Origin of the sequence: Gynuella sunshinyii YC6258, from assembly GCF_000940805.1 — a bacterium.
GTDB classification, from domain to species: domain Bacteria; phylum Pseudomonadota; class Gammaproteobacteria; order Pseudomonadales; family Natronospirillaceae; genus Gynuella; species Gynuella sunshinyii.
The window spans coordinates 3,403,026-3,424,302 of record NZ_CP007142.1 but is presented as its reverse complement, the minus strand read 5'-3'; the positions used below and the strand labels follow the sequence as shown (position 1 = coordinate 3,424,302).

17 protein-coding genes are annotated in these 21,277 nt (G+C 48.3%); 10 read left to right on the top strand and 7 right to left on the bottom strand.

The genetic code is table 11. The annotated features are described in order from the left end of the window. The first annotated feature begins 103 nt into the window (after positions 1-103). From YC6258_RS14835 to YC6258_RS14815, 5 genes are read left to right on the top strand one after another with little or no spacing between them, the layout of a single operon-like run. Positions 104-1,018 (top strand): STM4015 family protein, encoded by a 915-nt coding sequence (locus tag YC6258_RS14835; RefSeq protein ID WP_044617675.1) that lies wholly within the window; start codon positions 104-106, stop codon positions 1,016-1,018. A gap of 2 nt (positions 1,019-1,020) precedes the next feature. Beyond that, the gene (locus tag YC6258_RS14830) at positions 1,021-2,205 is read left to right on the top strand and encodes an STM4014 family protein (RefSeq protein WP_044617674.1); all 1,185 of its coding nucleotides are present in this window, start codon (positions 1,021-1,023) and stop codon (positions 2,203-2,205) included. Further along, positions 2,198-3,001, top strand: coding sequence for an STM4013/SEN3800 family hydrolase (locus YC6258_RS14825; protein ID WP_044617673.1), 804 nt, complete (start codon positions 2,198-2,200; stop codon positions 2,999-3,001). The genes YC6258_RS14830 and YC6258_RS14825 overlap by 8 nt, the downstream gene beginning before the upstream one ends. Beyond that, complete coding sequence (locus YC6258_RS14820) at positions 3,001-4,335, top strand: STM4012 family radical SAM protein (protein ID WP_044617672.1); 1,335 nt, start codon at positions 3,001-3,003, stop codon at positions 4,333-4,335. Before YC6258_RS14825 ends, YC6258_RS14820 begins: the two co-directional genes overlap by 1 nt. Further along, on the top strand, positions 4,332-5,192 hold the full coding sequence (locus YC6258_RS14815) for an STM4011 family radical SAM protein (protein WP_044617671.1): 861 nt from the start codon (positions 4,332-4,334) through the stop codon (positions 5,190-5,192). The genes YC6258_RS14820 and YC6258_RS14815 overlap by 4 nt, the downstream gene beginning before the upstream one ends. Before the next feature lie 33 nt (positions 5,193-5,225). On the opposite strand, the gene YC6258_RS14810 is transcribed toward YC6258_RS14815, so the two are convergent. The 5 genes from YC6258_RS14810 to YC6258_RS14790 all read right to left on the bottom strand — a co-directional run bounded on the left by YC6258_RS14810 (position 5,226) and on the right by YC6258_RS14790 (position 8,982). Continuing rightward, complete coding sequence (locus YC6258_RS14810; RefSeq protein ID WP_044617670.1) at positions 5,226-6,170, bottom strand: chemotaxis protein CheV; 945 nt, start codon at positions 6,168-6,170, stop codon at positions 5,226-5,228. Positions 6,171-6,235: 65 nt separating this feature from the next. Next, positions 6,236-6,835, bottom strand: a complete 600-nt coding sequence (locus YC6258_RS14805) for a DUF6436 domain-containing protein (RefSeq protein WP_044617669.1) — start codon at positions 6,833-6,835, stop codon at positions 6,236-6,238. Then, positions 6,820-7,509: a hypothetical protein gene (locus YC6258_RS14800; RefSeq protein WP_044617668.1), complete on the bottom strand. Its 690-nt coding sequence runs from the start codon at positions 7,507-7,509 to the stop codon at positions 6,820-6,822. The genes YC6258_RS14805 and YC6258_RS14800 overlap by 16 nt, the downstream gene beginning before the upstream one ends. 14 nt (positions 7,510-7,523) lie before the next feature. Continuing rightward, positions 7,524-7,763: a glutaredoxin family protein gene (locus tag YC6258_RS14795; RefSeq protein WP_044617667.1), complete on the bottom strand. Its 240-nt coding sequence runs from the start codon at positions 7,761-7,763 to the stop codon at positions 7,524-7,526. A gap of 118 nt (positions 7,764-7,881) precedes the next feature. Beyond that, entirely contained in the window at positions 7,882-8,982 is a 1,101-nt protein-coding gene (locus YC6258_RS14790) for a DUF5610 domain-containing protein (protein ID WP_044617666.1), read from the bottom strand. 186 nt (positions 8,983-9,168) lie between these two features. Here YC6258_RS14790 and YC6258_RS14785 point away from each other — a divergent pair, with 186 nt between their 5' ends. Next, the gene (locus YC6258_RS14785; protein ID WP_044617665.1) at positions 9,169-10,068 is read left to right on the top strand and encodes a LysR family transcriptional regulator; all 900 of its coding nucleotides are present in this window, start codon (positions 9,169-9,171) and stop codon (positions 10,066-10,068) included. 6 nt (positions 10,069-10,074) lie between these two features. Here YC6258_RS14785 and cls read toward each other — a convergent pair whose 3' ends face one another. Next, on the bottom strand, positions 10,075-11,520 hold the full coding sequence (gene cls, locus YC6258_RS14780) for a cardiolipin synthase (protein WP_044617664.1): 1,446 nt from the start codon (positions 11,518-11,520) through the stop codon (positions 10,075-10,077). Further along, positions 11,520-12,494: an HTH-type transcriptional regulator CysB gene (cysB, locus tag YC6258_RS14775; RefSeq protein ID WP_044620063.1), complete on the bottom strand. Its 975-nt coding sequence runs from the start codon at positions 12,492-12,494 to the stop codon at positions 11,520-11,522. The genes cls and cysB overlap by 1 nt, the downstream gene beginning before the upstream one ends. A 166-nt stretch (positions 12,495-12,660) precedes the next feature. Between cysB and YC6258_RS14770 the strand changes: the two genes are divergently transcribed. From YC6258_RS14770 to glgP, 4 genes are all read left to right on the top strand, one after another. Continuing rightward, the gene (locus YC6258_RS14770) at positions 12,661-13,434 is read left to right on the top strand and encodes a sulfite exporter TauE/SafE family protein (RefSeq protein ID WP_044617663.1); all 774 of its coding nucleotides are present in this window, start codon (positions 12,661-12,663) and stop codon (positions 13,432-13,434) included. A 52-nt stretch (positions 13,435-13,486) separates the two neighbouring features. Continuing rightward, positions 13,487-16,120, top strand: coding sequence for a PD-(D/E)XK nuclease family protein (locus YC6258_RS14765; protein ID WP_044617662.1), 2,634 nt, complete (start codon positions 13,487-13,489; stop codon positions 16,118-16,120). After that, the gene (locus YC6258_RS14760; RefSeq protein ID WP_044617661.1) at positions 16,113-19,490 is read left to right on the top strand and encodes a UvrD-helicase domain-containing protein; all 3,378 of its coding nucleotides are present in this window, start codon (positions 16,113-16,115) and stop codon (positions 19,488-19,490) included. The genes YC6258_RS14765 and YC6258_RS14760 overlap by 8 nt, the downstream gene beginning before the upstream one ends. Before the next feature lie 100 nt (positions 19,491-19,590). Beyond that, the gene (glgP, locus tag YC6258_RS14755) at positions 19,591-21,198 is read left to right on the top strand and encodes an alpha-glucan family phosphorylase (RefSeq protein ID WP_044617660.1); all 1,608 of its coding nucleotides are present in this window, start codon (positions 19,591-19,593) and stop codon (positions 21,196-21,198) included. The last annotated feature ends 79 nt before the right edge of the window (positions 21,199-21,277 follow it).

Genomic DNA, 21,277 nt, shown 5'->3' with positions numbered 1-21,277 from the left:
ACATTTCACGCTGGGATGAAAAACCGATAACCGTTATCATCCTCCAGAAATTTCCTGAATGAAGTTTTTCCCTCAATGCATTTTTTGTCAAAAGGAGTTTTAGATGACAATTTCCACGCATATTCAATCATTTCACCAACTCCCGGTTCAGGAATTCGAGTCCGGTCAAATCAACCCTGCAACCGCCATACGTCTCAGCATCGACTGGGAAGCTTATGAGGCGGGAGAAAAAATGATCAACAAGCTTATGCAATTGACTCAGCTCCCACAGTGTTCAGAAATCAGAGCCCTCGTGATCGGCGAATGGGAAGGTTGTGCTGAGGGAAACAGCATTCAGACAGCTATCGATTTTATCTGTAGTCATCCAAACCATTTCGCCTCGCTGGAAGCATTGTTTGTCGGCGAGATGACCTATGAAGAATGTGAGATATCCTGGATTGAACAAGGTGACTACAGTGCCATATGGTCGGCTTTGCCAAACCTGAAACATCTGCAGATTCGCGGCGCAGCTCCAACACTCGGCGATATACGCAGTGACGTACTGACAACCTTAATTCTGGAATCCGGTGGTCTGGCAAAAACAACACTCGCGAGTGTTCTGGACGCAAAAACACCTATGCTGGAACATCTGGAATTGTGGCTGGGCGACGAGAACTATGGTTGGGATTCCAATGTAACTGATCTACAGCCCATTCTGGTCAAAGACCGGTTCCCGAAATTGCAATACCTTGGACTGTGCGATTGTGACGATGGCGATGCACTGGCCAAAATGATGGCGGAATCTGAACAGATCGCCAGTTTACAAACCCTGGATCTGTCCCTGGGAACTGTCGGTGACGAGGGTGCCAAAGCACTGATGAACAGCCCCTATATACAATCCCTGCAAAAACTGGATCTGCATTTCCACTACATCTCTGCCGCCGTCTGCAGTCAGTTATCACAGTTACCGATTGTCGTCGATATCACTGACCCGCAGCAGGAAGACGACGGGGATCGATATGTGGCCGTTTCGGAATAAGCGTGTCTTCAACCGTCAGTATCATACTCATCGGCAACCTGGAAGGTCGCCGATGCAAAGAATTTCTGGCAGCAGTTCGAATGAGACAAAATATTGATCTGCATACGCTGTCGTTTGCGGCCATTCTGTCTTCGTCCACCTGTGAAACCGTTATTGAAACATTATTTGGACAACTTCGTTCAGACCAGGTATTGATCAAAATAGAGTCTCCGGGAGAAAATTTCGCCATTGAGCGCAGCCTGGTGGCGCGTGGTGCAACAGAGACCATGCGTCTGACGCCGACTGAGGCCTTATGTCTGCAAGAGGATTTTGGTCGCATTCGTTTTCTCAAAGAATGGTATGTGGGCTTTTGCAAGATGCTCAGTGATCTTGGTGATCAGATTTACCAACAAGCCTGCAACTACAACCTCACAGTTCACTATGTCAATACACCGGATACTATTGCAACATTGTTTGACAAACCTGAGGTACAAACGCGTCTAGCAAATAACAATCTGCCGGTTCCGAAAACCATCGCAGGCATTGCAGCGGCCCAGGACTACGGTGACATCAAATCCATTCTGCTGGATGAAAAAAGCTGCAAGGTTTTTATCAAACCAGCGTACGGTTCATCAGCCTCCGGAGTCATGGCATTACAGTTGAAGGCAGATGGTTCCGCCGCCCAGGCTCACACCAGCATTGAGCTGGTGGAGGAACGTGGCCAGGCGAAGCTCTATAATTCACTGAAAATTCATCGCTACCGGGAAACACAGATCGCCAGAATTCTGGACCTTCTGATACATGAAACCATCTATGCAGAACAATGGCTCCCCAAGGCTCAAACCGAAGGACTGTCGTTTGATATTCGTCTGCTCAGCATCGCCGGTCGGCCCACTCATGGCATACTCAGGTGCTCCAGCAGTCCGATGACCAACCTGCATCTGGGCAATCATCGTAAAGACCTATCAACACTGCCGGATTACCAACACATCCTGAGCCAGTGCCACCCCTTACTGCAAAGGGTATCGGAAGTATTTCCAGGCACCAGCAACATCGGCTTCGACATTCTACTCAGTAAACGATCGCGCCAGCCTTATATATTGGAACTGAATGCCTTCGGTGATCTGCTGACCAATCACCGTTTCAACAACAAAAGCACACAGGAAAACCTGTTGGATTCGGCATTAGCGGAGTTAACGTATGCTTGATATGAACCATCTGGCTGGCAAAACCGATATTGTACTGATCACCCTGGATACACTGCGCTTTGACGTTGCCGAGCAGCAATTGAAAAGCGGAAATTTGCCGGTCATGAACCAATTTTTTGATTGTTGGGAAAAACGTCATGCGCCTGGCAGTTTTACGTACTCCAGCCACCAGGCAATGTTTGCCGGCTTTTTTCCAACGCCTTATGACAATCCCAAAGCACCACGACTGATGGCGCTGGAGTTTCCGGGCAGCGAAACCCAAAACGTTAAGACCTTGACCTTTCAGTCAGCGAACATTGTGCAAGGCCTGCAAAGTATTGGATACAACACCATGTGTATCGGCGGTGTCGGCTTTTTCAACCAACTGACACCACTGGGATCAGTTATGCCATCCCTGTTCGAACACAGTCACTGGCAGCCGGAGTTTGGAGTGACAAGCCCTGACAGTACTCAAAATCAGATTGACTACTGTATCAATCAGATCCAGCAGATTCCCCCATCACAACGGGTGTTTTTATTCCTGAACGTTTCTGCGATACACCAGCCCAATCACTATTATTTGCCGGATAAACAGCGGGACGACCTGGAATCCCACGCCGCGGCTTTACGGTATGTAGACCACGCGCTGGAAAACCTGTTTACTTTTTTCGGAACACGTTCAGACACGATTTTTATCGTTTGTTCCGATCATGGCACTGCGTATGGAGAAGATAATTATCATGGCCACCGCTTGGCCCACGAAAGTGTCTGGACCGTACCCTATGTTGAGTTTTTACTACCGAAGAGCCAAGACTGATGCCGTCTGTTGAAGAAGTACTCGGAACCGAAATCTATCGAGCCTACGCTTACTCTTATCCTCACAAGAGCGCCTATCGGGCGCTTTCAAAACCTATGAAACTTCAGCCTCTCTGGGCATCGGAAAAACGTGATTCATTGTTCTTGTATGTGCATATTCCGTACTGTCAGATGCGCTGTGGTTTCTGCAACCTGTTTACCCTGGTACGGCCCAACGATCGGCAGGTTGAAGTTTATCTTGAAGCGCTGTTACGGCAGATTGAAACCTACGCGGCCTTATTAAATCCCGTTCGTTTTGCCCGGTTTGCCCTTGGAGGCGGAACACCTACATTTCTGACACAGCCTCAACTGCAACGGCTGATGGAAGCCCTGAATCATCATTTCAATCTCAATCTGCATGACACACCGGCCACCATCGAATGTTCCCCGGGAACCATCGATCAGGAGAAAGTCACCTACCTGAACAGTTTGGGAACCCGTCGGCTCAGTATTGGTATTCAAAGCTTTATTGAGCAGGAAACCCGTAATCTGGCGCGCCCACAACCACCGGCAGAAGCGCATGCTGCACTGGAAACCATTCGAACATACAGCTCATCAGAGTTAAATGTCGACCTGATTTACGGGATCGACGGTCAGACCGAACAAAGCTGGCGCTATTCCATTGACTCAGCATTGAACTATCAGCCCGATGAGTTGTATCTATACCCTTTATACATACGCAAGCTGACCGGTCTGGATAAGATCAAGAAGGATCGTATTGCCAGTGATCGTCAGAGTCATATGCTGAAGCTGTACCGGCTTGCCAGAGGGCAATTATTGGATGCCGGCTATGAACAGGTCTCCATGCGAATGTTTCGTCGCCAAACCGCCACTTCAGCGCAGCAACCAATTTACTCCTGTCAGCAGGATGGCATGGTGGGTCTTGGCGCCGGCGCGCGATCCTATACCCGCAACTTTCACTATTCCAGCGAATATGCAGTGGGACGCCACGATATCAAGTCCATCATTGAACACTACAGTCAAATGACAGCAGATGACTTTCGCTACGCCGGCTACGGAGTGACACTCGACGAAAAAGAACGCCAGCGGCGTTTTGTGATTCAGTCACTGCTGTTGGCCGAAGGACTGTCCCTTCACCAATATACGGAGACGTTCAATAGCCAGGTAACCAACGATATGCCGGAGCTGGCTGTATTGTCAGAACTGGGCTTGACCCAGACAAGTGATCTGGATATTCGTTTGACCGAAGCCGGTCTGGAGCGAGCGGATATGATTGGAGACTGGTTAATATCCAAAGATATTCGTCAACGCATGCAAGGGTTTGAACTGCGATGAAACTCGATATCAGCTATCGGGGCTATCTATCCAGTTGTAACTATGATTGCAGCTATTGCCCGTTTGCCAAAACCGTCGACAACCGGGATACCTTGAAACAGGATGCGCAGGCATTGGGCCGATTTACCCGCTGGCTTGAACAGCAGTCGGAATATCGGCTTGATGTATTGTTCACCCCCTGGGGAGAAGGACTGGTGCGCAAGCACTACAGACAGGCTTTGATCGAGATATCACATTTCGATCACATCCATCGGGTAGCCATCCAAACTAACCTGAGTACTTCGCTCAACTGGTTAAAAAAGGCCAATAATGACACTCTGAAACTGTGGACGACCTACCACCCTTCACAGATGTCAGTGGAGAAATTTGTTCACCAGTCCCGCACACTGTCAGCACTTGGCATTCAACACAGCGTTGGCATGGTGGGGGCACATTCGCTACTGGAAGCAGCCCGGGAACTCAGGCGAATTCTGCCTGCAGACACTTATCTTTGGATCAACGCATACGATGATGATCCAGACTATTACAGTGACGCTCAGGCCGCTCAATGGCAAGTCATAGATCCCTATTTCCCTCTCAACCGAAATCGTTACAAAACCCTGGGACAAACCTGTTCTGCTGGTGAAACGGCGTTGTTTATAGATGGAAAAGGCGATGTCAGTCCCTGCCACTTTATCTCAACACATCTTGGCAATATTTATCGAGACAAGCTGTCAGACATTCTGACGCCGATGCATTGCAGCAATACGGACTGCAACTGTTATATCGGTTACCGACATCTGAAGAAACTCAAACTGAAAAAAATCTATGGCGATAATCTAATTGCCCGCATTCCAATTAACTCAAGACCTGAGTAGTCCCAAAAAAACCAACGGACATACGTCCGTCGACTAGGATTCCTCAGACTCTCCATCCACCTGCTTGATACGTTCCTGGGCCAATAATGCAAGGTCATTCGGCTTGAATTTGGACAAAAATGCGTCGCACCCGACTTTTTTGACCATGGCTTCATTAAAACTGCCACTCAATGAGGTGTGCAAAACGATAAACAGGTCTTTAAGACGCGGGTCACTGCGGATTTCAGTGGTCAAACGATATCCATCCATAGCAGGCATTTCGGCGTCTGTAACGAGCATCAGCAATTTTTTGCTGACATCAATCCCCTGATCAGCCCACGCCTGCAGTTTTCGCAGTCCACTCAGACCGTCATGAGCTTCATGAATTTTTAAGCCCAGCGCCTCAAAAGTATTCCGCACCTGAGCAATGGCGGTTGGAGAGTCATCCACCATCAATATCTCGCGCCCAACAGCCTTATCAACCACATTTTTATCGAGCAGGTTAAGATCAATCTCCGTCAGCGCCGGAGCTACTTCGGACAAGACTTTCTCGACGTCAATTATCTCCACGATCTGGTCATCCAGACGGGTAATGGCTGTCAGATAATGATTTCTGCCAGCTCCCTTTGGAGGCGACATGATGCTTTCCCAGGTAAGATTGGTAATACGATCAACCGTACCGATCAGAAAGGCCTGGATGGAACTGTTATATTCCGTGACGATAATGGTGGAATTCTCATCATATTTCAGTGGCCGCATACCAATAGCCTTGGACAGGTCAAAGACCGGCAAGGCGCGCCCGCGCAGGTAGGTGGCACCGATAATGACCGGATGCTGATGCGGCATCATGGTGATCTTGGGCAACCTCACAACTTCCTGTATTTTGAACACATTAATGGCAAAACGCTGACGTCCATGCAATCTGAATGTCAGAATTTCCAGACGATTCTGTCCCACCAGATTGGTTCGACTGTCTACGTTTTCTAAAACCTTGGACATACAGCACCTGCGCTTATGATTCTTTCATACGTTTAGTTTAGACAGAGATTTGGATTTATGTGAGATCAGTTCAAGATTTTACCCGGCCAGGGACAAAAACAACCGTCCACAATCGCATTCACCTGCGGAAATACATGATTTCCTGTTTCTATTCGTTGAATCACGCTATCAATAAAACTGTTGCCAGTATTACAGCGAATGCCACTGCTGAATGGCCCAAAATAAGCCACCGTTCCATCGCTATTGCTGATCAGCGCTGCTGGCGTGGCCGGAATCCAAGGATAATCTTCGGCTTCAATGACCCGCACCGCTGACTCCTCCAGATGATTGGCTTGAGCGATAGCCTTGAGGCGTTCCGGTTGCAGATGGCCATTGTTCAATACCCAGATCTGACTGTTCACCAGCCCCTGCTGATTCGCGTTTTTCACCAGAGAAGCAATATGCTCACGGGAAAACCCGTTACACGGACATGACAGATCTAAAATCTGGATAAAGCTGGAAGCTGGCAGACGGATTTCATCAGGCATAAAACTAACCAGACGTCCATCCGGATCAAACTCACGCAGATATATCCGTTGGATTTGCCATACAGCAACCAGGCCAATCAGAATGACGGCTATGAGCGCCCATACCAGTACCCGCCGGGAAGTTAGAATATGTCGCATTTACCCCATTCGCACCGTGCCAGAAGGTAAGTTTTATCGGCACATTGGGCATCGTAGACTTCCAGTGGCCACTGGTTGCGTAATAGAGTGATATCGGCATTTTGGCACCCCATCGCCACAACTTTCGACTGCACCAAATACAGACTGCGCCCATATTTGCGCTGCTTGGCATTGGCCAGTTTGGCGGTTTCCATGACCGATAAATCAGGCTGTGTCTGATTCATCATCTCTCTATACCAGGGCGCATAAGCTGGATCATTCATCAGATCCTTTTCACCTGCGACATATGGCGCTAGAGCGTCGATACATTTCTCAGCCGGATCCGTATTGCCCAGTAATGCCTGAACCTCCGCCAGGGCAGTATTCTGGACCCCCTGGGTAAAACGCAATGTACCGATGACAGGAGCCGTTTCCCGTTGTCCGAAACTGGTGTTCACCGCATTGATAAAACTGCGATCTGCTGCCTCTACGATCGGGGCATTAGCAGCCCACCAGGTTTTCTTGGCCGAGTAGGCCACATTCTTGGCCTGCCCACCCATTTGATAACAGGTACTGACAAGGTTGCGCATCGTTGCGTCTGCACTGATTGCATGTGCAATGGCCTGTTCCTGAGTAATGGGTGCACTGGCGCAACCCACCAATACCAAAGTGATCATTAATAAAGATAATTTCATAGTTGCCTCCAGCGTCATTCCGTCAGGTATTCAATCACATCATGGTGGTCAAATGGCCAGCCCAGATCATCTTTTTCAGTGCCCATTTTAATGACAGGAATCCGGGTACCGTAGATATCAACAAGGTAACCATCGTCAGCAATCTCTACCTTTTCAATTTTAAAATGAAATTCGATTGCGAGGGGCTGCAGGATTTTTTCTGCCTCTTCACAAAGATGACAGCCTTCGGTGGTATACAAAAACAAGGTATTCATATGAGGTCTTTGTCGCTTGAATCGGCCGCCATGATAGGTATTTGTGCAAGAAGGTCAAAGAGGAAATCTGGCTGACCGATATGGAGTACATCTCCATATCGGCGCTTTGACACTGGGTTCAGGCTTTTAAAGTGCCATCCAACAGTGATTGGTTGATACCGCGCTGTTGTTCCGTGGCATCGGGGTGAAGATCCAACAAGTCCAGAAAATCAGCGGAATGCAGGCTGGTTTGTTGTTGCATTTTTTGAGCGGTTTCCACCAGATGCTGGGCATAGTCGCGCAACGGCTCAAGGCCTCTGGGCAGCGTACTGGATTGTTCACCGGAATTATCCTGATACAGCCGGCTGGCATAGGTATCTGTTTCCTGCAATGAAAGATTCATCGAACTCAACTCCGATGGATCAATTTCCAATGACTGAGCCATCTGGAAAGCTGTTTCAATATCACCATCAAAAAATTCTGAAGCCAGCGCATCAACATCCTGCAACAAACTGGAAATGGCATTCATTTCATCCTCATCCAGATCACCCTGAATATCCAGATAAAACTTGGACCCACTGATACTGGACCAGGAAACACTATGCCCGGAATCTGAAGCAGACAGGGAACCATACAGGGCGTCCATACCACTGTAGCCAATCGTTACCTGATCACCATCCCGGGTGGTCAGACTCAGTGACAGCTGCTGTTTGTTGGCACGGAGTACATCGTAACTACTGGTGTATTGAGAGGAGGTAACGCGACGGTCATTCTCGGACTGGCTGTTTCCACCAGTCACCGCATCGGTCACCTGCTGACCGACAGCCGAACTGATATCGTCTTCATTCGAAGACAACTGATCAAGCGCATCGTAAATATGGCTTTCCGCAGCATCGATATTCCCTGCCGTTGCATCATCCAGCTTTCCGTAGTTCTTCAGAATATCACGTGCATCAGAAAACCCCTGCTCCACTCCGCTTCTGGCTTGAGCAATCAACTGATCACGTTTTTCAGGATCAGATTCCTGAGCGATGCGGGCATTGACGAAGTTCATAACATTTTTAACGACAGCATCCACATCAAAAATAGATTGCTCGCTGCTTGTCTCAGAGGTTTCCGAAGCAGCCTGTGTCTGACTGCCGGAAGCTGTCGTGGAAGCTTCATGTTGAGTGCTCTGTGCACTGCGTTGGGAATAGTGATACTGCGTATACTGCTGTTGCCAGCTGACTTGAGTAACCATAACAGGCCCGTCCTGTGCAGTAAGTTTATGGGTATTCCCTCTGCATCGGCCAAGATACAGACAACTTAAATCTTTTTTTTCACAACTGTATTATCGATTTATTCGGTAAAAGGGCTTATTATCTGGCGCAAACAATCTAATCACTTCCTTATTATAAAAATCATGAAAAAAATTCAGGATTGATGTATGGCCAGGCTCGACTCATTAGTTATTTTTACGACCGTTGTTAAAGCCAATAACTTCACCAACGCCGCACATTCGCTGGGACTGACGCCGTCTGCAGTTTCCAAACAAATCTCCCTGCTTGAAGACCGTTTGGGGGTCCGACTGTTAAACCGGACGACACGCTCAGTCAGCCCAACAGAAGCAGGACAACTGTTTTTTAACCGCTGCAACCGCATCATGGAAGATCTTGAAGAAGCCGAGCATATGGTCAGGGACCTGGAGACCTCCCCTCGGGGCACCCTGAAGATTACTGCCACCCCAACATTTGGCCGTTCTCTGCTGATGAAAATCTTCTCAGCATTTCTCAAGCAATATCCTGAAGTGAATTTTGAACTGATATTGGCAGACAAGAATCTCGACCTGGTACGAGAAGGCATTGACCTGGCCATTCACCTTGGCTCGTTACAGGACTCCCGGCTGGTAGCCCGCCCGGTCGCCAAGCAAAAAGTCATACTGTGCGCCACTCAGGAATATCTGAGTGAACATGGGCATCCAAAAGACCTGAATGATCTGAACAACTTTCATGTTTTGATGGTTTCCGGGATCGATTATGCCGAACCTCGATGGATCAAACGCTTTATTAAGGAAGCCGGGCTACAGAATAAAGAACGCCGGTTTACGGTGAATGATCTCGATACCATGTGTGAAGCGATGTTAAATGATATGGGCATTGCAGCATTACCCCTCTATTTGCTTAAACCTCACCTGGAAAACGGCAAAGTGGCACATGTATTACCCGAAGTGGTGTTCCCGACCCGGACCATTCATGTGGTCTATCCCGAAAACCGCTATCTGTCTGCGAAAAGTCGTGCTTTTGTGGATTTTATGGCTGACTACTTTGAATCTCATCAATTGAATTGAGTCTGATTACAGTAACGGACTCATCAGCCGCGCCAGATGCTCAATCACTTTGCGATAGTAAGGACGGTTGGACCACTGCTGAAAACTGACAGGCTGGCTTTTCTGATGGTAATCAGCAACCACCCGGTACAGTTTCTGGGTGGTTTCAAGATCATTGACCACTAGTGTCAATTCAAAGTTCAACCAAATACTGCGCATATCCAGATTGACCGATCCTACCAGAGCGATGTCGTCATCAATCAGCACGCATTTGGTATGTAATAATCCCCCGGTAAACCGACGAATAACCACACCATCATGCAACAGTTCTTCAAAGAACGAACGTCCAGCGTGTTTTGCCAGAAACGAGTTATTACGAAACGGCAGATAAATGGCAACTTCCAGGCCCCGTAGAGCTGCCGCTTTCAACGCCAATACCAAGGCGTCATCCGGTACAAAATATGGTGTAGTGATTACAATCCGTCTTCGAGCCTGATAGATGGCCGTCAGCAACAGGTGAATCAGGTTATCTTTAGCCAGAGCAGGACCAGAAGGTACCACCTGAATCGGAATACCGGACTTCTCTCTTTGCTCCAGACTTGGATAGCGCAGGCTTGCACTGGGCTTTTGTCCGGTTTCCATTTCCCAGTCCATCAGAAAGACACCGCGAAGAATCTCAGCGGTCGGCCCTTCAACCCGAACCATCAGATCGATCCAGACTCCGACATTAGCCTCTCGCTGAAAAGTCTCGGGATCGGCCAGATTCATCGACCCGGTATAAGCAATTTCACCGTCGATTGAGAGGATTTTTCGATGCAGACGCAGGTCCTGACGTTGAAACAACATTCGCAGCGGATTGGCGTGCAGAGCTTCTGTCACTTCCACACCCGCCTGTTGCAAACGCCTGCAGATGGCGGTTCGGAAAAACTGGCGACTACCAACGGAGTCAAGCAGCATTTTAACTTCCACTCCCCGCTTGACGGCGATGATCAATTCTTCCAGCAACGCCAATATGCGGCCATCCGCCTGACAGATATAGAATTCCAACAGAATACTGGAACGGGCACGCACGATGTCGGAATGCATGGCCGTTAAAATGGTTTCGGGAGTATCCAGTATCTCAAGGGTATTGTGCTGAAAAGCCGGTAACCGAATCGCCCCATAACTCTGATCCCAAAGGGGTTTGGCTGCATAATGACGGGCGGGATCCAGACGAGAGGGATGACTGCGAAGCCCCAGTACCCACTTTCCATAGAATTGATACATTTCCCGGGCCCTGCGGGCACGGATAAACCCAAGGTTCTGCTCTCCAAAGATCAAATAGAGCACCGCACCGCCGATGGGGAAAATCATGATCAGAAACAACCATGCGAGCGTCACACCAACGGACTTATTGCGTGTCAGAATCCTGAGACTCAAACCCAGAGTAATGACAACAAAAACAAGGACGGAATAAACCGCAGCCCAGGTCATCAGTAGGTTGGCAAAGCAATATGATCAAACAGGCTGTCGAGTTCGGATTTATTGTTGTGCAACATAGCTTCATCGACAACGTTACGGGTCAGGTGCGGGGCAAAGCGCTCAATGAATTTATACATATATGCCCGCAAAAACGTCCCTTTGCGAATGCCAATCTTGGTTATGGAAGCTTCAAACAAGTGACTGGCATCAATGGTCACCAGATCGTGGTCCTGTTCCGGGTCCATCGACATACTGGCAACAATACCAACCCCAAGCCCCAGCCGCACATAGGTTTTGATCACGTCAGTATCGGCCGCGGTAAACACGACTTTGGGATTTAAACCGCGGGAGGTGAATGCATCATCCAGCTTTGAACGACCGGTAAAACCAAACACATAGGTTACCAGAGGGAACGTGGCCAGCTCTTCAATAGTCAGCGTTGACCGATGAGCCAGGGGATGAGACTTGGGCACGATCACACTGCGATTCCAACGATAACAAGGCATCATGATAAGGTCAGCGAAATGCTCCATGGCTTCAGTGGCAATCGCAAGATCAACCGTTCCATTGGCAGCCATCTCCGCAATCTGCATGGGAGTACCCTGGTGCATATGCAGCGATACATCGGGGAAATCCTTAATAAAATCTTCTATGACATCCGGCAATGCGTAACGGGCCTGCGTATGGGTAGTGGCAATAGACAGGCTGCCCTTTTTCTCATCGCTGAACTCCTGGGCCACCTGTTTAATCCCTTCGACTTTCTTCAGAATTTCACCGGCAACCCTCAATATCGCTTCTCCGGCGGGAGTGATCCGGGTTAGATGCTTGCCACTGCGGGCGAAAATCTCCACACCCAGTTCGTCTTCAAGCAATCTGATCTGTTTACTGATCCCAGGTTGGGAGGTATACAACACCTGCGCAGTCGCGGAGACATTGAGGTCATGGTGTGCGACCTCCCAAATGTATCTTAATTGCTGAAGCTTCATGATTGCCATCCCTCCTCTGAAGAGCGTTTATTAGAGCATATTAAAAGTACTCAACTTAAACTTCATCTTTCTGTTATAAAAATATAAACAAATATTACTTTGCAGAATAGTAACGAATGTCTAGATTTACCACCCAATAATCATATCAGGGCGGTTTTTTATAACCATGGACTTCGTTCAACTCGTCATAGCGGGCGCAACAGTCGGCTTTATTATCGGCCTGACCGGTGTCGGCGGAGGTGCCCTTATGACACCACTGCTGTTGCTGTTCGGCTTCCCACCGACCACCGCCATTGGTACCGACCTGTTGTTCGCGGCATTCACCAAAACCAGCGGTGCAATCAGCCATAGCCGTATGGGCCATGTCGATTGGAAAATCATGCGCAGTCTTGCCATGGGTAGCCTGCCCTCGGCATTGGTAACAGGGCTGCTACTGAAATTTATGCTGGGGCACGGTAACAATTACGCCGGATTATTAACCTCCAGTCTGGGTGTGATGCTCATGATTACAGCTGTAGTCCTGATTTTCCGCAAACAGTTGAGTCGCCTGGCTGGCGGAATTTATGAGGACAAAGAACCGCCGCACCGCCATCGCATGGCAACGGTTTTCGGAGCCATCCTGGGTGTACTTGTAACGCTGTCATCAGTGGGCGCGGGCGCAATTGGTACCGCGGTCTTAATGCTGCTGTTTCCCAAACTTGCGGGCACCCGCGTTGTCGGAACCGATATCGCCCACGCAGTGCCGTTGACATTTGTGGCTGGCAGCATCCACTTCGCGCTCGGCCATGTCGATTTGGGTCTGCTGGCCGCCTTGCTGGTGGGATCCGTGCCTGCGATACATTTGGGAGCGAGGGTTTCAAGGATGCTGCCAAACAAAATCATGAATCCAATCCTCGCCACCATGTTATTAGTATTAGGATTGCGTTACGCTTTCTTTTAAATTCTGAATACGTTACGAATAATAGAGATTATTTCACCGTCATCAGGGTCCAATGACTTCATTATTCGAACAACATCCGGAATGGCTGACTGAACAACCTGTTTTTGTCTCACCAAATCTCCGGCTCAGCCGTACTGTCACGGCCGCATACAATCTTTTACAGGATCAGTCCTGTTGGGAGCCTCTGACCAGCTATGCCTGGAATCAATGGCTGTATGCACTCTACAATCGCTTGGACCTGAAGGGGCGCGACGTTCCCATTCTGCTCAGCTCGCAGCAGGAGCTGCTGCTCTGGAATCAAGTTCTGCGAGACACCGACAATCAGCTGCTCAACCCCAGAGGGCTTGCCCGTCAACTGCAAAAAACCCGTACCCTGATTATTCAGTACCAGATACCGTTAGAGGAGTTAAAACAAACCGCCCATCAGGGAACGGAGCAATTTATCGACTGGCTGGAGGCTTTTGAGCGACTACTCAGACAACAACGACGTATTTGTGAATATGAACTGGCCGACTGGCTGCTGACCCAACCCATCAGAATATCACGCCTGGTTGTGCTGTATGAGTTTCCTGAGCTCACGCCCTTACAACAGCGTTTTCTGGAAGTTGCACTCAACGGGGTTGAACCCGTTTTCTTTTTTGAACAAAAGTCACATGAACACCTATTTGTCAGCGACTACGCCGATGCTCAGGAGCAGTATCAGGCCGCCATCAGCTGGGCCAAGACTCAGTTGGAGCAAAACAGTCACCAGAAAATTGCCATCATTGCACCTCAGCTCAGTGACGATCTGGTTCAGATTGAGAGCTTGCTGCAACAGACATTTCACCCAGACATGTGGAGTACATTTCAACAGCGGCAAAGCCCTGGCTACAATATTTCTGCCAGTCATAGCGCGACCTCCTTTCAGATTATCAGCGATGCGCTGAGCCTGCTGACCCTGAATCATCAGGAAATTCCGGTAGAGGCCATAGACCGGGTATTGCACTCACCCTATTTCCTGTTACCAAAACATACGGATTTTTTGCAAGCAGGCATGATTGATCGACATATTCGCGCCCGCAAAAACCCGACAATCCGACTGACAGAACTGATTGAAATAACCGAACAGGCCGGTTGCACGGTGCTGCATGATGCGCTGTCGCAACTGTCCAACACAGTTCCCAAGTACAGCAAACGTCAAATCCTACGTACCCTGTGGGAGTGGTTACATCTGTTTCAACAACAGTTGATATTGGCTGGCTGGCCGGGAAACCACGAATTGGACACCTATGAATATCAGCAGGCTTCGCTCTGGCAGGACATCATGAATGAGTGCGCCAGCCTGGAGTCGGTCATTCAAAAGCCCATTGGCCTGGAAGCCGCTCTGCAATACCTGCAACAAACTGCACAACAGACACAGTTTCACCTGCAAACCATCGACAGTCCGTTACAAGTTCTGGGAGTGCTGGAGTCACGCGGCCTGTTGTTCGATAAGATCTGGATATGTGGTATGGATCATAATCACTGGCCCCCTTCTCCCAACCCGGACCCATTCATACCTGTGCCATTGCAGAAGCAGAAAAACATTCCTCAGTGCAGCGCTGAAAAAGAGCTGAATTATGCCCGCCAGATTACCGCCGAATGGCTCTCACATTGCAACGAAATCTGGGTCAGCTATGCCCACACCGACAACGACAGTACACAATTGTTATCACCTTTATTTCAGCAGGGGGAAAACCAGCTCTCATTGCTTGCTTCTACACCTTCGGAGGTGTTTGTTGAAACAGAAACTATCGCCGATCACAGCCTGATACACCTGGACTGGAACACTCCGTTACCCGGAGGAACTCATTTTCTGAAAGACTATATCGGTTGTCCGTTCAAAGCCTGGGCCAAGCATATTATGAGATCAGAAGCTCCACCGGATCCGGTGATCGGGCTGGATTATCAAGACCGAGGTATCTTGCTGCACGATATTATGGAACAGCTCTGGCGGCAAATACGAGACCAACAGACACTGCTGGAATATGACCCCGAAAAATTGTTCCAATTGGTTGCCGGGTTGGTAGGAAGAAGAGTCAACCGCTACAGTGTTTTATCCCGGCGCTATATTTCCCCTATTCATCGGGATCTGGAGGTGAAACGCCTGTGCAAAATCCTGATGCTCTGGCTGGAAATAGAAAAGCAACGACCACCATTCAAAGTCATTTTTAACGAAAGCAGTCAACAGTATGACATTGGAACACTCACTCTGAATATTCGTTTTGACCGCATCGATAAGCTTGCCGACGGTTCATTAATGGTTGTCGACTACAAAACCGGTGAAACCAATGTAAATGCCTGGCTAAATAACGGTCAAGTCAATGATCCCCAGGTTCCGATCTACAGCCTGGTGTTCCAGCAGGAAGTTAAAGTAGCCGCATTTGCGAGCCTCAAAACCGGGCATATGGAACTGATCGGCGTTAAGGACAACAACATCAATGAAATAGAGACCATCAAACCAGTCACACAGGCATTTTCAAAAGAAATTCCATCTCCAGAAAATTTTCAGCAGCTGATCGAACTGTGGCACAGCATATTATCGCGTGTGGCTGAAGATATACCATCACAACCCATTGTCGCGCGCCCCGCCTCCCCGACTGTCTGCCGGCAATGTGACCAGCAGCCGTTTTGTCGAATGGAGTTGGAGAATCCAAACCATGGTTGACATTATCGACACCCAGGCTCGAATCGATGCACTGGATATTCAGCAGTCCATTTTATGTGAAGCACCTGCCGGCAGTGGTAAAACTGAACTGCTGACCCAGCGCTTTTTAAAACTGCTGGCACTGGTGGACCAACCCGAAAAAATCTGGGCAATTACCTTCACCAAAAAAGCCGCCCAGGAAATGCAGGATCGGATTATCCGTTCACTCAGAAAAGCGAGTGACCCGGAACCTTCGGCGGAACATGAAAAAAACAACTGGCAACTGGCGATTGCTGCCATGGCTAATGATCAACAGAATGGCTGGAACCTGATTCAAAATCCAGGACGCTTGAATGTTCGAACCTTTGATTCCCTCTGCGCGTTTCTGGTTAAAAATCTGCCGTTGAATACTTCCTTCGGAGCTGCCGTGCAACCGGTAGAAAATCCGCAACCGCTTTACCAGGAGGCGGTCAGGTCGCTATTAAATGCTTATGACCAAAACCCGGAGGCAGACTGGGGACCTGCACTTGAGCGTATGCTGGCACATCGCGACAACCTCTGGACGGATTTTGAAAAACTGGCTATCGAAATGCTGCGCAGTCGTGATCAGTGGCTTCATGCACTGCCATTGGTGTTTGACCCTGCAAATTCCAGCGATGAAGATTTACAACAACTGCAACAAATGCTGCATGCCCATGCCACCGATCTGTTGGCACAGGTATTCTTCGGTCTGGGTACGCATAATGTATCGGAACTGGAGCCGTTAATGCAGTTTTGTATCTGCAATCTGCAACAGGAGCAAAATGACTCCGTCGCAGACGTGAAAAACACTGACTTTAGCCTTCAACCTGACGCCAGAAATATAGTTTTTTTCCGTCTTTTAGCAAACAGCCTGCTGACTCAGAAAGGTGAATGGAAAAAACGACTCGATAAACGTTCAGGATTTCCGACAGGAAAAGGCATTAACGAGCAAAACAAAAAAATGATGCAAAGCATCATCGCAGAATTATCTGATAATGATCAGCTGCGGATGCTATTGAAACAGTTACAGGAATTTCCTGACCTGGCGACTCAAAACCAGGATCAGGATATTATCCGCGACCTGATGGTCCTGCTACCACAGCTGGTGGCACACTTGTTTCTGGTTTTTCGTCAGCACAATCAGGTTGATTTTGCAGAAATATCGCTTAAAGCATTACAAGCTCTGGAACATGATGATGCACCTACTGATCTTGCCCTGACCCTGGATTATCAACTTCAACATCTGATGGTCGATGAATTTCAGGACACCTCATTTTCTCAGGTCAGGCTAATCGATAAACTCACACAAAACTGGCACCCGAATGACGGAAAAACGCTGTTCTGTGTCGGCGATGCAATGCAGTCCATTTACGGGTTTCGGGCAGCCAAAGTAGGCCTGTTCATGAATATCCGTGATCATGGAATAGGCAACATCTCACTTAAACGTATACGGTTACAGAGTAATTTTCGTTCCCATCAACAGGTTGTAGAGTGGGTCAACCAGACGTTCAGTCAGGTTTTGCCGCCCAAAGACAATATTCAGTACTCCGCAGTATCTTACCACCCGTCCACTGCCGTTAAACCAGCCCTACCTTTGCCAGTCACTGTTCATGTGGCCATAAACGATCACGCTGAAAGCAGCGAAGCAGCTCATGTCGTCGAGCAAATCAGGCTCATCAAACAACAGGCACCCTCTGCATCCATTGCCGTGCTGGCCAAAAACCGCAGCCATCTGCAGCCCACTATAGAATTGTTACGACGGCAAAAAATCCCATTTCAGGCGGTGGACATTTACAGCCTGAAGAAACTCCCGGCCATTAATGACATTTGCTTACTGCATGAGGCGTTAAGATATCCTGGTAACAGCCTGGCCTGGTTAAGCCTGATGCACTCTCCACTACTGGGATTAAGGCTGGATCAGATTGCATCCATTAATCAGCTGGCGCTTGCGGAAAAAAGAACTCATCTCAGCATCCTCAGCGGTATCCTTAACCAGGACATCTCTGCACCAGATATTACTTTGCCGGATATTTCCCGCATTGTTTATTTTATCGAAGAGATTACCCAGGCATATCAATACAAAGCCCGTTATTTCGAGCAACAATGGCTGGACATGATCTGGCGTCGGCTCGGAGGCTATGCGATTTACCCGGACAGCAATAGTCACAATGCCGTGCATTCCTATTTGCAATTAATCAGTCAATTGGATCAGCCCTGTTCTATGCGAGAAGTTCATGAGCGCCTGGAACGATTGTTTATTAATACCACAGTACAGGAATCAGCTCCGGTACAAATCATGACGATGCACAAATCAAAAGGACTGGAATTCGATCATGTATTTTTGGTCGGGTTAAACAAATTAGGGCGCAACGATGATCCAGGTTTTTTGCTGTGGGAAGAAACCGTTCAGTCAGACAACGAAGCGAACCTGCTGCTCGCTCCCATTGAATCGCGCGGAGGTGTCAAAACCGGATTGTACAAGTACCTCAGTGAGTTCAATAAAATCAAACAGAAATTCGAACAGGGACGACTGCTTTATGTTGCCTGCACACGGGCTATTCAGTCACTGCACCTCAGTTTCTGCACAACATATGATGCAGAAACGGATACACTCAAACCACCCTCTGCGAACTCTCTGGCAGGAGAAATCTGGCCGGAAATCCAGAATGCAGTACAAGTCATTCCAGTAGCGAATTTGACGCCTGCAGCAACTGAAATGTCCGTCTCAAACAGCATCACTCGTCTTAAACAGAGAGTGTCCATCAATTCTGAACCCCATTCTGGAGTACTGGATCCCTGGCGCCTGGCATCACCCCCACCAGAAAACCTTTTCAACCATCCTGTACTGGATTTCAACACGCTGGAACGGCGCCTTGGTACGGTTATTCATCGTTTTCTGGAAAAACATGCCGCCGGATGGAATCCGGATAACGGAAGTGTACAGAACTGGCTATTAAATGAAGCGCTGCGGCATGCCATCCCACAAGTTGAACAACAAACATTTATTTCCCGCGCCAGTCGCATGCTAACAAATATCAGTGCTGATGAGAGATTACAATGGCTGCTGACGGGCGATGGTGCTGACTACTCCAGAAGCGAATACCAGCTGATCTTTAAAACGGGTGGCAGGGTGAGGACATTGATTATCGATCGCGTTGTTGTGCACGACAATACAACGTGGCTGGTCGATTATAAAACCAGCTGCCCCAAAGCCGGGCAGACTTTGGAAGAATTTCTTGACCACGAAAGTCAGGTTTATCAAAGCCAGATGGATATTTATCGTAAAGCTTTATTGGCAAAAAATTTCCCAGCTATCAAGATGTACTTGTATTTCCCTGAAATCAGTCACTGGCACCAATTGTTATCATGAAATTTACAAATTTTTGTTGCTTTGCTTTTTATCGCAGACATAGTAATTTTTATTGCTACACTGACTGTGTTTCTTACCATTTTCTTATGGGAACCCCATTATGTCCGACTTACCAAACGTGGCTTACTTTTGTATGGAATATGCACTCCGATACGATATCAAAACCTACTCAGGTGGGCTGGGTGTATTAGCAGGCGATTATGTCAAAGGCGTTAAGGACAACAACTATCCTTTAATTGCCATCGGAATTAAGTGGAAATACGGTTACGTCACCCAAACAGTCGATAAAAATGGTCTGCTGATGGATTCTTTTCCAGTTGCAGACTACAGCATGCTCGAAGACACCGGCGTCAAGTTTCCTATTACCATTGAAAATAAACAGGTCATGATCAAAGCCTGGAAAGTGAAACCGGAAGTTGGCGTTAAAGAACTAATATTGTTGGATACCGATCTGCCGGAAAATGAAGAACCCTTGATTACTGATCGTCTCTATGGAGGTGATCATGTACAACGGGTGAGACAGGAAATGGTATTGGGTATTGGTGGCATCAAATACCTGCGGGCGATCAATGCTGATATTCAGACATATCACTTTAATGAAGGCCATGCCATCCTGGCAGGCATAGAATTACTCCGTGAACAGATGGAGGATCATGGGCTTGATTTCAACCAGGCACATGAAGCCGTTAAGAAGCAAATTGTATTTACGACACATACACCAGTGAAAGCTGGCAACGAAGAACATGATCTGAGTTACCTGACCGGGCTTGGTGCAAATCAACATCTCAGTGAGGCCGAAATGGTCGAAATCGGTGGCAGTCCTTTTAACATGACCGTTGCTGCCTTACGCCTGTCACGATTGTCCAATGCGGTAGCGCAGCTGCATGGGGAAACCGCTAATATCATGTGGAAAGATGTCGGAAGCAGAAGCGAAATCATTGCGATTACCAACGGTATTCACCATGGCACCTGGGTTGACGACGCAATATATCAAAACCGCCAGAATCCAAAGTTGCTCTGGAAACGACACTGCCAACTGAAAAACGAACTGATTGAGTTCATTAAGGAGCGCAACGACGTCACACTTGATGCAAACAAACTGTTGATCGGTTTTGCCCGCAGAGCAGCCCCCTACAAACGCTCAAACCTGATTTACAGCTCCGGTGAAAAGCTACGTCAATTGTTGCAGAACGGGACATATCAGATCGTTTTTGCTGGGAAAGCACACCCTGCCGACGATTATGGCAAAGCTATTATCCGTGACCTGATTGCTCTATCCAAAGAATTTCCTGACAGTGTGGTTTTCATGGAAAACTACGATATGCAGGTTGGAGCCATGCTTACCCGCGGCTGCGACATTTGGCTGAATAACCCCAGGCGCCCCATGGAAGCCTGTGGCACCTCTGGGATGAAAGCGGCAATGAACGGCGTGCCCAATGTTTCCATTCTGGATGGATGGTGGCCGGAAGCCTGCAACCATGGCGTAAACGGCTGGGCCATCGGAGACGACAAAGTTCCGACCAGTAAAGATGAGCAGGACGTAAGGGATGCCAAATTTTTGTCCACAGTACTGAGTGAAGAAGTGATTCCCACTTATTATGAGGACCGTGATCGCTGGATCAGTATCATGCAGGCGAGCATTAACGACTGCTACGAGGCATTCTCCGTCGATACCATGCTGTCAAACTACTACTCCCGCTTATACTGATTCCCTTCAACATCTGCCACAGTACCACCTTGTCTTTCGGAGTCCAAAACCGGGAGATTAGGTGGAACTGGCGTTAAAC

Coding starts and splice junctions, on each gene's coding strand:
- cls (WP_044617664.1), bottom strand. CDS start 11,520: ATGACCTGGGCTGCGGTTTATTCCGTCCTTGTTTTTGTTGTCATTACT.
- YC6258_RS14800 (WP_044617668.1), bottom strand. CDS start 7,509: ATGAAATTATCTTTATTAATGATCACTTTGGTATTGGTGGGTTGCGCC.
- YC6258_RS14820 (WP_044617672.1), top strand. CDS start 3,001: ATGCCGTCTGTTGAAGAAGTACTCGGAACCGAAATCTATCGAGCCTAC.
- cysB (WP_044620063.1), bottom strand. CDS start 12,494: ATGAAGCTTCAGCAATTAAGATACATTTGGGAGGTCGCACACCATGAC.
- YC6258_RS14790 (WP_044617666.1), bottom strand. CDS start 8,982: ATGGTTACTCAAGTCAGCTGGCAACAGCAGTATACGCAGTATCACTAT.
- glgP (WP_044617660.1), top strand. CDS start 19,591: ATGTCCGACTTACCAAACGTGGCTTACTTTTGTATGGAATATGCACTC.
- YC6258_RS14760 (WP_044617661.1), top strand. CDS start 16,113: ATGGTTGACATTATCGACACCCAGGCTCGAATCGATGCACTGGATATT.
- YC6258_RS14815 (WP_044617671.1), top strand. CDS start 4,332: ATGAAACTCGATATCAGCTATCGGGGCTATCTATCCAGTTGTAACTAT.
- YC6258_RS14785 (WP_044617665.1), top strand. CDS start 9,169: ATGGCCAGGCTCGACTCATTAGTTATTTTTACGACCGTTGTTAAAGCC.
- YC6258_RS14795 (WP_044617667.1), bottom strand. CDS start 7,763: ATGAATACCTTGTTTTTGTATACCACCGAAGGCTGTCATCTTTGTGAA.
- YC6258_RS14825 (WP_044617673.1), top strand. CDS start 2,198: ATGCTTGATATGAACCATCTGGCTGGCAAAACCGATATTGTACTGATC.
- YC6258_RS14810 (WP_044617670.1), bottom strand. CDS start 6,170: ATGTCCAAGGTTTTAGAAAACGTAGACAGTCGAACCAATCTGGTGGGA.
- YC6258_RS14770 (WP_044617663.1), top strand. CDS start 12,661: ATGGACTTCGTTCAACTCGTCATAGCGGGCGCAACAGTCGGCTTTATT.
- YC6258_RS14765 (WP_044617662.1), top strand. CDS start 13,487: ATGACTTCATTATTCGAACAACATCCGGAATGGCTGACTGAACAACCT.
- YC6258_RS14835 (WP_044617675.1), top strand. CDS start 104: ATGACAATTTCCACGCATATTCAATCATTTCACCAACTCCCGGTTCAG.
- YC6258_RS14805 (WP_044617669.1), bottom strand. CDS start 6,835: ATGCGACATATTCTAACTTCCCGGCGGGTACTGGTATGGGCGCTCATA.